This window comes from Paenarthrobacter sp. NEAU-H11 (assembly GCF_050573415.1).
Taxonomy (GTDB): domain Bacteria; phylum Actinomycetota; class Actinomycetes; order Actinomycetales; family Micrococcaceae; genus Arthrobacter.
Genome location: NZ_JBNZGA010000013.1, coordinates 87,122 through 101,161 on the forward strand (window position 1 = coordinate 87,122; position 14,040 = coordinate 101,161).

At 61.6% G+C, this 14,040-nt stretch carries 10 protein-coding genes; 7 read left to right on the top strand and 3 right to left on the bottom strand.

What is annotated here, in order from left to right:
* The first annotated feature begins 44 nt into the window (after nt 1–44).
* From ACQ3DC_RS16005 to ACQ3DC_RS16020, 4 genes are all read left to right on the top strand, one after another.
* Nucleotides 45–1,463, top strand: a complete 1,419-nt coding sequence (locus tag ACQ3DC_RS16005; RefSeq protein ID WP_430752726.1) for an APC family permease — start codon at nt 45–47, stop codon at nt 1,461–1,463.
* Between the two features lie 266 nt (nt 1,464–1,729).
* A complete protein-coding gene (locus tag ACQ3DC_RS16010; protein WP_430752757.1) occupies nt 1,730–3,847 on the top strand; it encodes an acetate--CoA ligase family protein in 2,118 nt (705 codons plus the stop codon).
* The gene (locus tag ACQ3DC_RS16015) at nt 3,844–4,968 is read left to right on the top strand and encodes an acyl-CoA dehydrogenase family protein (protein WP_430752727.1); all 1,125 of its coding nucleotides are present in this window, start codon (nt 3,844–3,846) and stop codon (nt 4,966–4,968) included. Before ACQ3DC_RS16010 ends, ACQ3DC_RS16015 begins: the two co-directional genes overlap by 4 nt.
* Nucleotides 4,965–6,002, top strand: coding sequence for an acyl-CoA dehydrogenase family protein (locus ACQ3DC_RS16020; RefSeq protein ID WP_430752728.1), 1,038 nt, complete (start codon nt 4,965–4,967; stop codon nt 6,000–6,002). Before ACQ3DC_RS16015 ends, ACQ3DC_RS16020 begins: the two co-directional genes overlap by 4 nt.
* Before the next feature lie 454 nt (nt 6,003–6,456).
* Here ACQ3DC_RS16020 and ACQ3DC_RS16025 read toward each other — a convergent pair whose 3' ends face one another.
* From ACQ3DC_RS16025 to ACQ3DC_RS16035, 3 genes are all read right to left on the bottom strand, one after another.
* Nucleotides 6,457–7,188, bottom strand: coding sequence for a substrate-binding periplasmic protein (locus ACQ3DC_RS16025; RefSeq protein ID WP_430752729.1), 732 nt, complete (start codon nt 7,186–7,188; stop codon nt 6,457–6,459).
* Nucleotides 7,189–7,254: 66 nt separating this feature from the next.
* Nucleotides 7,255–8,730: a glutamine synthetase family protein gene (locus ACQ3DC_RS16030; RefSeq protein WP_430752730.1), complete on the bottom strand. Its 1,476-nt coding sequence runs from the start codon at nt 8,728–8,730 to the stop codon at nt 7,255–7,257.
* A gap of 106 nt (nt 8,731–8,836) precedes the next feature.
* Nucleotides 8,837–10,282, bottom strand: coding sequence for an aldehyde dehydrogenase family protein (locus ACQ3DC_RS16035; protein ID WP_430752731.1), 1,446 nt, complete (start codon nt 10,280–10,282; stop codon nt 8,837–8,839).
* Between the two features lie 66 nt (nt 10,283–10,348).
* Between ACQ3DC_RS16035 and ACQ3DC_RS16040 the strand changes: the two genes are divergently transcribed.
* The 3 genes from ACQ3DC_RS16040 to ACQ3DC_RS16050 are packed head-to-tail and all read left to right on the top strand — an operon-like array spanning nt 10,349 to nt 14,031.
* Nucleotides 10,349–11,728 (top strand): aspartate aminotransferase family protein, encoded by a 1,380-nt coding sequence (locus ACQ3DC_RS16040; RefSeq protein WP_430752732.1) that lies wholly within the window; start codon nt 10,349–10,351, stop codon nt 11,726–11,728.
* A 33-nt stretch (nt 11,729–11,761) separates the two neighbouring features.
* Nucleotides 11,762–13,255: an aldehyde dehydrogenase gene (locus tag ACQ3DC_RS16045; RefSeq protein ID WP_430752733.1), complete on the top strand. Its 1,494-nt coding sequence runs from the start codon at nt 11,762–11,764 to the stop codon at nt 13,253–13,255.
* Nucleotides 13,256–13,260: 5 nt separating this feature from the next.
* Nucleotides 13,261–14,031, top strand: coding sequence for a gamma-glutamyl-gamma-aminobutyrate hydrolase family protein (locus ACQ3DC_RS16050; RefSeq protein ID WP_430752734.1), 771 nt, complete (start codon nt 13,261–13,263; stop codon nt 14,029–14,031).
* Nucleotides 14,032–14,040: the final 9 nt, after the last annotated feature.

The following is a 14,040-nucleotide window of genomic DNA, read 5'->3' on the forward strand; positions in this document are numbered from 1 at the left end:
TCCCAAAATGTGATGGGGTTCACCCAAGCGAAGGAATGTCCTTAATGAGTAATTCGATCGATGTGAGCAGGGAACTTGAGGTGGGCAAGCTCAGCGGGGTTTCGCTGGCTTCATTGTCGCTGGCCTCGTTTTTCCCTGCAGTGGGTATAGCGCTAGTGCCTTTACTGGTGCTAAGTACGGCGGGGCCGACGGCGTGGCAGTCGTCATTGCTAGCCAGTATCGCTGTGGTGTGTGTGGGTTTTTCGGTGACAGCGTTCGCTCGGAAGTATGTCGCGACGGGGTCGCTGTATTCCTATGTAGGAGAGGTTTTTGGGCCTTGGGCCCGCTACGTTACGGGTGCTGCGCTTTTGGGGGGCTTCGTCGTTGCTGTAGGAGCACTTGCCGGCGTGTTGGGGATTTTCGCGGGCAGCTTCCTGTACGGCCGCGGCATGACTAATGCCCTTGAGGCTGGGCCGCAGTTGGCGATCACGGCAATCGCGATCGCCATCGCATTTGCCATTGCCTACCGCGGCCTGGATACTTCCGTCAAAGTGGCGGTGACGTTGGCGCTCATCTCGCTGCCACTCGTGATTGTTATCAGCGTTGCCAGTGTCCTGCACACTGGCTTTGACCTCGCTGTCCAGCTCGATTTCGGGTCCGCCAGTCTCGGCGGCACCCTCCATGGTGTGGCCCTTGGTGCGGCTTTCCTGGTCGGGTTCGAAAGCTGTGCGGCGCTGGCGATGGAAGCCCGTGATCCCCGTCGGAGTGTTCCGCTGGCTGTCATGTCCGTGCCTGTCGTGCTTGGGGCGATCTTCCCCATTGTGACGCTAATGCAGGTTCCGGGCCTGATCGCTGCCGGGGACTCGCTCGCTGCCGGGGTGTCCGCGCCGGCGGCTCTTGCGCTTCAGTCGGGCCTGGGTGAGGGAGTTGCGACGGCTAGTGATGTCGTCCTTGCTGTCGCGACGTTCGCTGCCCTGATCGGCTTCCTGAATTTCGGCGCGCGTTTTGTGAAGACGCTGGCTGAGGACGGCTTGCTGCCCCGTCGGATCGCGATCGTTCACTCCCGCCATCGGAGCCCCTATGTCGGACTTATTCTGATTGGATTGGGTGGGGCTGCCGTCATAGCGGTCCTGCTTGTCCTCACCGGAGACGTTGCGTCCGCATACTACACAGTGGCTCCTCTTGTTGTATATCTCTGGGTCGTTCCGTACGTGCTCATCAGCGTCGGAGCGGTCCGCCTCGCATTGAGGGACAAGCAGACCCGGATCGGTCTGATCACGACTGCGGTGATCGGTGGCGCGGGTATGGCCTGGGCCTACATCGACGGCCTGATCAATCCTCCTCCGACCCCCGCCGATGCCATGTCATGGGTTGTCTTAATTGTCATTGTGGTGCTCCCGCTCATATTCATTGTCACTGCGCGGCGGACCTCCAAACCCGGGCGTCCCCTTGCCCCTGAGGCGCCAGAACACACCGCCGCTTAGGACTGGCTGCCTAATTGAGGTTTTTCTGAGGGTTGGTTAGGGCGTTCACGCTCTAACCAACCCTTAATTTGCTTTTCGCGATCCAGCGGCACCGGTTTGAGGGTAGGCGAGCTAACACGGACTCCTGGCGCATTGCTCGCTAAGGATCCTCGATTAATCCAACAGACGCTAGGTGCTATACGTGCTACGATACTTCATACTTTAGATGTTTTATGTTTCACTTCGAGAAGAGGGCTGGACCCGTGTCAAATACTTCGTTGGATCCGATGTTGCGTCCCAGAAGTGTGGCCCTCGTTGGGATCTCCCGCCGCGGTGGGTTCGCCAGCGATGCCCTGCGTCATCTTGAAGACGGGTCGTTCTCCGGTCCCATCTACCTGGTCAACCCGAAGTACGACGAGTTTGGCGGGCGTGTCTGTCACCGGACACTTGTTGATATTCCCGGGGTAGTCGATCTCGCCCTAATCTTTGTTCCGGCGTCCGTGGTGCCGGAAGTCATAGAAGACTGCGGACGCTCCGGCGTCCGCGCTGCCATTATCTACTCATCAGGCTTCGCGGAAGAGGGGCCCGAAGGGGCTGAGCTGCAACAGCGAACCGCAGAGGTAGCACGCACGTATGGTGTTCGAATACTGGGCCCCAACTGTCAGGGTCTCTTCTATGAGCCGGGCGGCCTGGTTGCGGCGTTCTCTCCGGCCTTCGCAACCGAACGTCCCCCTTCGTCCGGGGTCGCCTACGTCGGCCAAAGCGGCGCCATAGGGGGATCAGTGCTGGCGCACGCTAACGCAAGGGGAGTAGGCCTGGTCGCCTGGGCCAGTGTGGGCAACCAAATCGATGTCAGCGTCGTTGAGCTCGCAGAACGAATCTTGCGGGAGGACGAAGTCCGCACGGTCGCTCTCTACCTGGAAGCAATCCCCGACGGCGTGGCTTGGAGCCAGCTTCTTGAAACTGCCCGCCAGCTGGGAAAACACTTGGTCCTCCTGCGCGCGGGCAAGAGCCAGGCCGGGCAACTGGCAGCAGCATCGCACACCGGGGCAATGGTTAAACCGGACCAGGCGTTTACACTGCTCGCCGAACGGTACGGAGTGATCGCGGTTGACGACGTCGACGAACTGATCGATGTGATCGAGGCACTCTCCCTCGACGCTAGGCCCACCGGCCGTTCGGTTGCTGTGATCACAAGCTCCGGCGGCGCTGGCGGCATGAGCGCTGACCAGATTGTGGACGCAGGTCTGAACCTCACCGTTTTGTCATCCAACACGCGCACGGCGCTGGCCGAGGTCATCCCCGCCTATGGGTCCATTGCGAACCCGGTTGACGTCACGGCGCAGCTCTTCGCCCACCAAAACGACGGCCTTGAGCAGGCGTGCACCCTGGTCGCGAACGATACGGGCGTGGCGGTGTGTCTGGTGATCCTTACCGGCGCGAGCGGAGCACTGGGTGACTGGGCAGCGCACAGCATCGCCAGGGCCGCCCACAGAAGTCCGAACACCCGCTTCGTTGTTTCCTGGCTCGTTCCCCAGCCCGCGATTGGCACTGCTGCGGACGTGCTTCGCACGAACGGTGTTTTCATGACGGGATCGATTAGGTCCGCGGTGCGCCTCATCAAGCGTCTCGCCGCAGCTTCCTCCACGTCATCACAGGAATGCGAGACGGTTCAACCGCCCGTACCGCCGACCGTGGTGGATGCACTGCTTTCTTCCGCCGGCATAGTCACTGAGGCACGGGCATCGGTGCTGCTCGATTCAACGGGAGTTTCCCGGCCCGCGTCGCGATTGGTCCACTCCCGTGAGGAGGCAGAAAGTGCTGCCAAGGAAATTGGCGGTGATCGTTTCGTGCTCAAGATCCAGTCCGCGCAAATCGCTCATAAAAGCGACATCGGTGGGGTGAAGGTCGGCGTCGGTACCCAAGACGTCGCAACGGCCTTTGACGATGTATTTGGCGCTGGGGCACGGATCCCGGGCGCTGCCCTTGATGGGGTCCTGGTCCAGGAGATGGTTGGCCGATCCGGTGACTACTCCGCCGAAATTATCGTCGGCATCCAGGGAGCGCGTGATGGGTATCCGCCGGTGGTCACGGTCGGGTTCGGTGGGGTCACGGCGGAGCTTTACGGCGACGTTGCTTCCGCACTGGTTCCGTTGTCCCTGGAAGGTGCGCAGGCGTTGATTGGCAGCCTTCGCTCGGCGCCGCTGTTGAGCGGGTTCCGCGGCAGACCGGCTCTGGATTCCGGCGCCCTTGCCAACGTGCTGGTTGGGCTTTCCGGCGCCGCGGCGTGCCTGGGACCACGCTTGGCCGAACTCGAGGTGAATCCACTGCGAGTGATGGAACGGGGTGCGGTAGCGCTCGACATTCTTGCCCGCATCGACAATGGAGACGAGGTTACAACATGAGATTCCCACCGACCGTATTATCTGACGGGGAGCGTCAGCTCAGAGCAGAGGTTCGGGAGTTCCTGGGCGGGGAAACCGCTGTTCTGGGTCGGACCGATATGGCCAGCGGCGTTGACCGGGAGTTCAGTCGGCGCCTTGCCGCGCGCGGCTGGGTCGCAATGTCCATACCGGCTGAGTACGGAGGAAGCGGACGGACAGCGGTTGACCGTTTCATTGTTGCAGCGGAGCTGCTTGCGGCAGGCGCGCCGGTAGGCGGCCATTGGGTATCCGATCGGCAGACAGCGCCTGCGATCTTGAAATTCGGCTCTGAGGAACAACGGCGCCACTTTCTGCCGGCAATCGCCGCCGCACAAGTAGAGTTCTCTATCGGCATGAGCGAACCGGATTCGGGCTCGGATCTTGCCTCTATCAGAACGGCAGCGACCGCGGCTGCGGGGGGCTGGAGGGTCCGGGGCACGAAGTTGTGGACCTCGGGTGCTCATCGCAATGACTTCCTGTTGACCCTGGTGCGGACGAGCCGTGAAGAGCGCAAACATCAAGGGCTTAGCCAACTCATTGTGGATCTGTCCGCTGACGGTGTAACCATCCGGCCGGTCATCGGCCTTGACGGCCGACACGAGTTCAATGAAGTGATACTGGATGATGTCTTCGTCCCCGACGCCATGGTTCTTGGTGAAATCGGTAGTGGCTGGAGCCAGGTGACTTCCGAACTCGCCTACGAGCGGTCCGGCCCGGACCGTTGGCTTTCGACATTCGGACTGTTCCAGCGCTTCCTTGCCGGCGGCTCGGCGTCGAGGTCCACTCGCGAGCTCGACGCGATAGGACGCATCGCCGCGCAGTACCGGGTGCTATACAATCTCTCGCTGTCAATCGCGCGGGTGATCGACCGAGGCGGCGCACCGGCAGCCGAGGCGGCGCTCGTGAAGGACATTGGCACCGTCTTCGAGAAGCAGGTTGCGGAGACGATCCGGGACCTATCCCGTTTGCCTTCGGATGTGGACCAGTCCGATCCGTTGGCGAGCGAGCTTGCCGCCAGCATCCTGACCATTCCCTCACTCACCCTTCGAGGTGGTACGACCGAGATTCTTCGGAGTGTTGCAGCAAAGGAGCTTCTGCGATGACCCAAATATTCGATATCGATCCAGAGCTGTCTGCCACCATGGCGGACGTCTGTACTCCCTTCTGTGGTGGTGAAGCACTGAGGCGGGCCGAGGCTCTTGGATGGTCGCCGGAGCTCTGGAACACTCTGACGGATCTGGAGCTGACCGGAGTCGGGGTGGGGGAGGACCACGGGGGCAGCGGCGGCAGCACAGCTGAAGCCGCCGAGCTGGTTCGTGTGGCCGCGTATCTGGCTGCTCCCGTGCCTCTTGCCGAACGTTGCCTGATTGCTGGGCCGGCGCTTGAGCTCGCCGGGGTCGCGTTGCCGGCCGGTCCAATCGCGGTGGCAGCTCAAGCACCGGAATTGACGCTGCGCAGCACGGGATCGTCCTGGTCTATCAGCGGTTCCATGCGGTCCGTCGCGGCAGGACGTTTGGCCAGTTATGTCGTGACGGACATAGTTCAGAACGGCGCCCGGGTAACAGTTCTGGCGCCGGTCGCACCAAAGTCAGTGACACCGGGCATGAACTATGCATGCGAACCCCGTGATTCCATCGCCTTTCATGATGTACCGGTGCAGGTCTTGGCAGATCAGGCGGACGGTTCGTTCATGGTGCAAGGAGCCCTTGCGCGGGCGCTGCAGATTTCTGGAGCGCTGGAGCGCATCCTGGAGATGACTCTTCGGTACGCCCAGGAGCGCGAGCAGTTCGGTCAGCCCATCGCCCGATTCCAAGCGGTCGCGCAGCAGCTCGCCCTGCTGGGGGAATGTGTGGCAAACGCGCGGATGGCCTCCGAGGCAGCGGTGGTGTCAGCGCGAGCCGAGGACGCCATCATTGCCAAGCTGATTGCCGGGGAGTCTGCGACGGCCGGCGCGGCAATCGCCCATCAGGTGTTCGGCGCGTTGGGTTTCACCCGCGAGTGCGACTTGCAGTTCCTTACACGCCGTCTTTGGTCCTGGCGCGATGAGTTCGGCAGCGAGTCTCACTGGGCTGAGGAACTGGGACGGAACATCACAACGCTGGGTTCGCGGGACCTGTGGGATCTGATCACGGCTTAAGGTCTACTGAATTAGGGCCGCCGCCATTGATTGCCTTGGAGTTGTGAAATAAATGTACTCACCGTGCGGAGGCCTAAGCCACGGTGGCCTCATGGTTTGACGCATATAGCAAGATAGCGCCTTCTTCCAGGTGTACCTCCGCGAGACCGCGTTCCTAATCGGCGGACGGGACGCCAGGATGATGCGTCACGCGTAATCCGAGAACCTGTCCCACACAGTTTTCGGGCGGTCTCTTCGATGTTGCCAGCCGCTCGTGCGGGAAATCCCGATCACCCTCGCCCACCATCGGACAGAGGAAAGGGCCCGGAAACTTGATTCCGGGCCCTTTCCTCTGTCCGATGGTGGGGAAGGCGGAGGGCTTGTTGGTTTTGAAGATCTAACGCCGGCTGCTTATGGATGGGTGTCAGGCGAGGTTGCCCGGCCCGCACTCAACTCTTCAACTCCGAGGCGAGTATTAGAGTTGAGGGCAGGTCCTGCCAGGGAAGTGCCGCGCCCAGATTTCAGCGACCGTGCCGGCTTCAATCAGGCGGGCAAGGCTAGCGTCCAGGACTTCTAGAAGGTCGGCCGATTCGGGCCGCAGTGCAATGCTGTAGGGGTTTTGGGTAGGCACAACGAATGCCACCCGAAGTTCTCCGCTCGCCGTGAGCGCGGGGAGGACCAATTCATCGTCGACCATGGCATCGATGTCACCATTGAGGGTTGCGTCGGCCATTTCCTGAAAAGCGTTGTCGCCGGAGCCGAACTCCACGACTTCGGCGCCGGCGAATTGCTTGGCGAGCACGAGGTTGGTGGTGTCTGTGATGGCGCCGACTCTAAGGCCCGCAAGGTCGTAGTGGGCGCGGACGCCGCTGTCAGAGCGAACTACGATGCCTTCGTCGAAACGACCATAGGGCCGGGTGTAAGCGTATACCTTGGCACGTTCGGGCGTGACTGCCTGGTTGCACAGAATGGCGTCGCACTCGTTGTCGAACAGCCGCGTGGAAAAGTCCGCCCAACGACGCACGTCGACCCAGCCGAGCTTGACGCCGAGGTCCTCGGCGATCGCGCGGGCAAGGTCGGGCTCGTATCCTTGCCTCTGGCCGTCTATGACCGAGGTCATGGGAGGTGCCGCGATGTCAGTTGAGCATAATGTCAAAGTTCCCGGACGGAGCAGGTTAGGAGTGCCCATGGGCAGCGTGCCTTTCATTAGGGGCCGGAGGGGCGGCGCGTGGTTCGTCCATGCGCCGCCCCTCGTGAAAATGGTGACTGGGGGTCAGGGGGTGTAGTTCAGGTAAGTCGCGTAGTCCCAGTCCGTGATCGCGCCGATACGGCGGTTCCACTCATCGCGCTTGCAGTCAGCGAAGGTCCGGTAGAGTGGCTCGGAGAGAACGTCCTTGATGACGGTGTCCCCTTCAAGTGCGTCGAGCGCATCTGCCAGGTTCAGAGGCGGCGGGGTGAAGCGGGCCGTCTCATCTGTCCCGCTGCCCGCGTAGGCATTGCCCTGTTCCGGGGCGCCGGGGTCAATCTTGCGTCGGATGCCATCGGCCATTGCCCCGATGAGCGCCGCGTGAGACAGGTAGGGGTTGACGGCTGCGTCCGGCGGCCGGACCTCCACCCGGCCGGGGAGCACGCGATAGGTCACTGTGCGGTTGTCGTAGCCCCAACTGGTGATGTTCGCCGGTGCGAATTGTCCAACGTCCCAGAAGCGCGCATACGAGTTTGCGGTCGAGGCAAGAAGCGCAGTCATTCCCGCGGTGTGTTCGAGCAGGCCTCCGACCGCGTTCCTGCCCAGCTCTGTGAGGCCTTGCTCGTCTGCCATGACGTTCTCTTCACCTCGCCACAGGCTAGCGTGATGGTGGCAACCGTTGGCCATGATGCCTGCTACCGGCTTTGGCATGAAGGTCGCGATGACTCCGAACTCCCGCGCCACGGCCTGACAGATCAGACGATAGGTGATGAGGCGATCGGCCGTCGCTAGGGCGTTGTCGAACATGAAGTTGCATTCCATCTGGCCAGGATCTTCGTAATCGGCCGTGATCATTTGGAAATCCATTTTTTCGGCGTACTCGGTGATGCGCTTGACGATGGGCATCATCTCGGTGGAGTGTCCGTGGTGGTATGAAGTGCCGACCCAGTCGGGAAAGGACGTGGCAGCTGCGCGCCGGACCGACTCTGCGTTCGGGAACCAGCTCATTTCGGGCTCGCAGCCCGTCCTGAGTTCCAGTCCCATTTCTTCGCGGAGCGAGGCGATGGCGCGCTTGAGGTTCCCTCGGGCGTCGGAGGCTTCGACCTCGCCCGGGGCTTCTTCCTCGGTGAGCGTGCGGTAGTGGTCACCGAAGACCTGGGCGACTTCAGGGTCCCAGGGCTGAATTTGAAGTGTGGTCAGGTCTGGGACGAGCAAACCCTCGCGGGTGTTGATACCGCCAGGGCCGAGCAGCTCACCGGCGAGGCTTACGTGCAGGCCGCCCACGATGGCGTATCCGAAGGGCACACCCTTGCGCGCGGCAGATTCGAGGAAGAACCGGACGGGCATGACCTTTGTTAGGACCCGACCCTGAACCGTCACGTACATACAGTGAACGTGAGTGACCTTACGCTCATTGAACAGCGCTGCAGCTTGGGCGATCTGGTCCTCGCGCGCAGGATCGTTCAGTGCTTGCTCCAAGGGCGTCGATGCGGACATCATTGTCTCCATTTCCGCGCTTACTTCTTGCTCCAGTGGTGTCGATGCGGACATCATGGTCTCCATTTCCACGTTACTTCGGGTTTGTTGGGCGCAGCAGGTTGCTGGGGGTCCTATTTGCGTTGCGGACTGGGGCTAGTTGGGCGCCCGTGGCTAGACAATCGTTTTGCGGTCACCCGTGGCGGGTCCACACATGCTTGACCTGGGTGAATTCTTGAATTCCGTAAGGCGAACCTTCGCTGCCGTAGCCCGAGAGCTTTCGACCGCCGTGTGGCATTTCTGGCAGTGTGACGAGGTGGTCATTCATCCAGACGGTGCCGAAGTCTAGACGTGGCGCAAGTCTCATGGCCCGTCCAAGATCCCCGGTCCACAAGGATGCTGCGAGGCCAAACGGCGTCCCGTTGGCACAGGACACTGCTTCGTCGTCGTTATCGAACGGCTGAATTGTTATGACCGGTCCGAAAACCTCCTGCTGCACGATCGGATCAGACTGTTCGACACCGGTGATGACTGTCGGCATGACATACGCGTGCGCATTGCTCACGGGTGCGGCACTGCGCTGAATGACTCGGCCACGGGTGACGGATTCGATGTGGTTCACAACGCGGTCGCGGTGAGCGCGGAAAGCCATGGGGCCCATTTCGATGTCTTCTCCATCGGAGGGGGCGCCGACCCGGATGGTGTCAAATCCGGCAACAAGAGCCTCTGACAGGTCCTTGTACAGGGACCGTTCCACCAGAACCCGTGCAGCCGCAATGCACACCTGCCCGGAATTCACCGTCGCTGCGAGACGAATCGTGGCCACAACGCGTTCGATGTCAGCATCGGCAAACACGATGCCCGGACAGTTGCCGCCCAACTCCAGATGAACCTTCTTCAAAGTCTTCGCGGCGGCCGACGCAATTGTCTGTCCGGTGGTCACAGCGCCGGTGAGCGAGACCATGCGGATGTCGGGATGCTCCACCAGTGCCGCACCCACGGGGTCGCCATTGCCGGTCACGACATTTAGCACACCGCGAGGCAGATGCCGCGCGACGATCTCACCGTACGCCAGTGTTGATAGTGGCGTCTGTTCGGAGGGCTTGATGACGACGGAATTACCGGCGGCGAGGGCTGCGCCAGACTTAATCGCCGCTCCCATGAGGGGGAAATTCCAGGCAGTGACGAGCCCGACCACCCCCATCGGTTCGCGGCGGATCATCGAGGTGGTGCCGCGTCGGTAGCTTCCCGCTGCCAGGCCCTCTGCGGACCGGGCTGCGCCGGCGAAGTAGCGCAGGTTGTCCACTGCTTCAGCGACTTCGGCTCGTGCGAAGAGTATTGGTTTACCGACATTCGCCGACTCGAGCTGCGCGATGCGCTCGGTGGACTCTTCCAGATCGTCGGCGATCGCGTGCAGCGCTGCTGAGCGCTCTGATGGAGGGCATTCGGCCCAGCCAGGTGCAGCGGTGCGCGCGGCTTGAGCTGCAGCATCTACGTCTTGGCCGGAACTTGATGCCACCCGCGCCAGTCGCTGGCCCGTCGCGGGATCCGTGATGTCGGCGTACGCGCCGTGGGCGGGGGCGACCCATTCACCGTCGATCAAGTTTCGCCCCGCCGGGAATTGCTCATTTACAACCATACACATAACCTATAAGATCAGAGGATAGAAGGTCAAGTCTTTTCGGCGATAGAAATGAGGAGCGAGATGAGCAGTCCATTAGCGGAAGTCGATGAAGAGCAACAGATACAGCCTGGGTCCCAGAATCTGTGGATGCACTTCAGTAACATGGGTGCCTACGCAGATGGAAACCGCATACCTGTCATGGTGCGTGGCGAAGGATGTTATGTCTGGGACGACCAAGGACAGCGATACCTTGACGGACTCAGCTCGCTCTACTGCGTCAACGTTGGGCACGGCCGTCGGGAGATCGCGGAGGCGGCTGCCAAGCAGACCACCCAGCTGGCCTACTTTCCCACCTGGTCATTCGCGCACCCACCGGCTCTCGCACTGGCCGAGCGGATCGCGAATCTCGCCCCGGCGGATCTCAACCGGGTGTTTTTCGTCGGCGGTGGAGGCGAGGCCGTCGACACCGCGCTGAAGCTCGCCCGGCAATACCACCGGCTCCGGGGCAACGCGGGAAAATTCAAGGTCATTTCGCGGCACACCGCATATCACGGTACAAGCCTTGGGGCACTGACCGCTACCTCGCTGACCGCGGCGCGTGCACCGTTCGAACCGCTGCCGGCCGGAGGCTGCCATGTACCCAACACCAATAGCTATCGCACCGAGGCCTCGGATGATCTGTCCTGGATGGCCGAAAGCATTCGTGAACGAATCGAGTTCGAAGGACCCGACACTGTATCGGCGGTCATTCTCGAGCCAGTCCAAAACTCAGGGGGGTGCCTGGTTCCCCCGGAGGGGTACTTCCAGCGGGTCCGTGAAATCTGCGATCAGTACGACGTACTGCTTATTTCCGACGAGGTAATCTGCGGGTTCGGCCGATTGGGCGAATGGTTCGGTGCCCAGCGCTTCAACTACACCCCGGACATCATAACAGTCGCCAAAGGTCTCACATCCGCTTACGCACCGATGGGTGCCGTGATCGCATCAGAGGCCGTGGCGGAACCCTTCCTAAGGGACGGCAACGTGTTCGCGCACGGCGTCACCTTCGGCGGCCATCCAGTGGCGGCGGCGGTAGCTCTCGCAAACCTCGACATCCTGCAGAACGAGAACCTCGTAGAGCATGTACGTGAGAACGAACCGCGCCTGCAGGCCGCGCTGGAGACCTTGCGCGACATTCCCATCGTTGGCGACGTACGCGGGGCGGGGTATTTCTGGGCCATCGAGCTGGTGCGTGACGCGCGTAGCAAGAAGCGGTTTGACCTCGCCGATGCACGCAAGGTCTTGTCTTTCATCACCCCAGAACTGTACCGGCGCGGCCTTATTTGCCGCGCTGACATGCGAGGAGATCTCGTCATCCAGTTCGCACCGCCCTTGGTTGCCGGCCCCAAGGAATTCGCCGAGATGATCAACATTCTGCGCCCGGTCCTGCTCGAGGCCGCCGCAATGACATTCGACGCCTGAAGTGCCAATACCGCATGAAAGGGAAGTAGCAACATGACACTCGATAACCAGCAGGACCTTATCAACTACGAGTTGTTCATCAACGGCAACTGGACGTCTGCGAGAAGCAATTCCCGCTACACTACGGAAAATCCGTACACGCAATGCGCGTGGGCCACCGTCCCGGACGGAGGCGCCGCCGATGTCGACCTCGCTGTTGACGCAGCCCGCGCGGCGCTGATGAGAGGACCCTGGGCTACACTCACCAATGCCGGCCGCGCCCAGCTCATGCGTCGCCTCGCCGATCTGATCGAGCGCGATCACGTGTATCTGGGCGAAATCGAAACCCGCGACAACGGCAAACTGCTGCGCGAGATGACTTCCCAGATGGCCTATCTGCCGCAGTGGTACCGGTACTTCGCCGGCGTGGCCGAAACGCTTTGCGGAGAAACTATTCCCTCCGACCGACCAAACTTCTTCATCTACACCCGTCGTGAGCCGGTCGGGGTTGTCGGCGCCATTCTGCCTTGGAACTCCCCACTGCTGCTCCTGGCCTGGAAACTCGCGCCGGCGCTAGCAGCGGGATGCACCATGGTCATCAAGCCCTCGGATTACACCCCTGCTTCTACCCTGGAGTTCGCAAAACTCGTGGAGGAAGCAGGTTTTCCGCCGGGCGTGGTGAACGTCGTAACGGGGTCCGGGCCGGAGGTCGGCAAAGCCCTCGCAGGACACCCGGGCATCGATAAGATCGCCTTCACGGGTTCTACCTCGGTGGGTGTACAGGTCGGACACGCGGCCATAGCGCAGATGACCCGGATGTCCCTGGAACTTGGCGGAAAATCCGCCCAAGTCGTCTTTCCGGACGCCGATCTTGAGGCGACAGCAAACGGCATCATCGCCGGCATCTTTGCAGCCACCGGGCAGACCTGCATCGCAGGTTCTCGCCTGCTGGTCCACGAGTCGATTCACGACGAGCTTGTCCAGCGCGTCATCGACCGGGCCCGCACGATCATCATGGGTGACCCAGCAGCGCCGGAAACAGAGATGGGGCCGGTAGCAAACCGCCGACAGCTTGAGTCGGTCATGGCAATGATCGACGAAGCGGTGTCAGACGGAGCCATCATCGCTCATGGTGGACAGGAAGATTCCATACTCAATGGGCTCTTCGTGCCGCCGACCGTGCTCACCAACGTGCACCCAGGCCAGCACATTGCTCAAGAAGAGGTATTCGGCCCGGTTCTCGCAGTCACCAAGTTCTCCACCGAGGACGAAGCGATCCGGCTCGCCAACGGCACTAAATACGGCCTCGCCGCTGGAGTATGGACCAAGGATGTTCAGCGCGCGCACCGGATGGCCGCTGCACTGGTCGCAGGCACAGTATGGGTTAACTCCTACCGCGCAGCAGGGCCAGGCGTCCCGTTTGGCGGGTTCAAGATGAGCGGCCTCGGCCGTGAAAATGGCCGCGAGTCCGTGTTCGAATACGTCGAGACAAAGTCAGTGTGGATCGAAACCACCGGCGCGACCCGCGATCCGTTCAACATCGGATGACTCCGATGACATCCGCTGGCACACGGGACGTGGTACGCATTGGCGTTGTCGTCGGTACTGAAGTCGCCCGGATCGGTTCTTGGGAGATCCCAGCGGCGGTGACACCGATCTCGTACACGCGCTCAATCGAACGCGCGGGGGCCGCACCGATCCTGTTTCCGACCACCGACATGCTTGCAGAGCACCCTGAGCTTATGCTCGACGTGGTAGACGCCGTTGTCCTGGCGGGCGGACGGGATGTGGATCCCTCCTGTTACGGGGCAGTGCGCCACCCGCGTACCGAAGCCAGTGATGACCTGCGCGACAAGGTAGAACTCGCCGTCATCCGGGCCGCCCTTGACCGGGACATGCCTGTCCTGGCCATTTGTCGTGGCATGCAGCTCATAAACATTGCTTTGGGCGGGACGATCGACCAGCATCTCCCGGATCGCCTCGGCCACGACGACCATGCAGGGAAGCCCGGCGCCTTTGGACAGCACGAAATCAATGTTATTGCCGGCACCCGCCTCGCGGCAGCCTACAAGCATCGCAACAATATTGGTGTTCATACCTATCACCACCAGGCAGTTAACGTCCTCGGGGTCGGGCTGGTGCCGACCGCGTACTCCAATCCTGACCGCGTTGTGGAAGCCATCGAGTCCACTGCGCACAGCTACGTCCTCGGAGTCCAGTGGCATCCGGAGCAGGACGATGCCACCCCCTTGTTCCAATCGCTGGTCGACCACGTCCGTGAGCGTACCGAGGTCGCCGCCGTGTCGGCGATCTGTGGGCATTGAAAGGAAATA

Coding starts and splice junctions, on each gene's coding strand:
- ACQ3DC_RS16005 (WP_430752726.1), top strand. CDS start 45: ATGAGTAATTCGATCGATGTGAGCAGGGAACTTGAGGTGGGCAAGCTC.
- ACQ3DC_RS16010 (WP_430752757.1), top strand. CDS start 1,730: ATGTTGCGTCCCAGAAGTGTGGCCCTCGTTGGGATCTCCCGCCGCGGT.
- ACQ3DC_RS16015 (WP_430752727.1), top strand. CDS start 3,844: ATGAGATTCCCACCGACCGTATTATCTGACGGGGAGCGTCAGCTCAGA.
- ACQ3DC_RS16020 (WP_430752728.1), top strand. CDS start 4,965: ATGACCCAAATATTCGATATCGATCCAGAGCTGTCTGCCACCATGGCG.
- ACQ3DC_RS16025 (WP_430752729.1), bottom strand. CDS start 7,188: ATGAAAGGCACGCTGCCCATGGGCACTCCTAACCTGCTCCGTCCGGGA.
- ACQ3DC_RS16030 (WP_430752730.1), bottom strand. CDS start 8,730: ATGGAGACCATGATGTCCGCATCGACACCACTGGAGCAAGAAGTAAGC.
- ACQ3DC_RS16035 (WP_430752731.1), bottom strand. CDS start 10,282: ATGGTTGTAAATGAGCAATTCCCGGCGGGGCGAAACTTGATCGACGGT.
- ACQ3DC_RS16040 (WP_430752732.1), top strand. CDS start 10,349: ATGAGCAGTCCATTAGCGGAAGTCGATGAAGAGCAACAGATACAGCCT.
- ACQ3DC_RS16045 (WP_430752733.1), top strand. CDS start 11,762: ATGACACTCGATAACCAGCAGGACCTTATCAACTACGAGTTGTTCATC.
- ACQ3DC_RS16050 (WP_430752734.1), top strand. CDS start 13,261: ATGACATCCGCTGGCACACGGGACGTGGTACGCATTGGCGTTGTCGTC.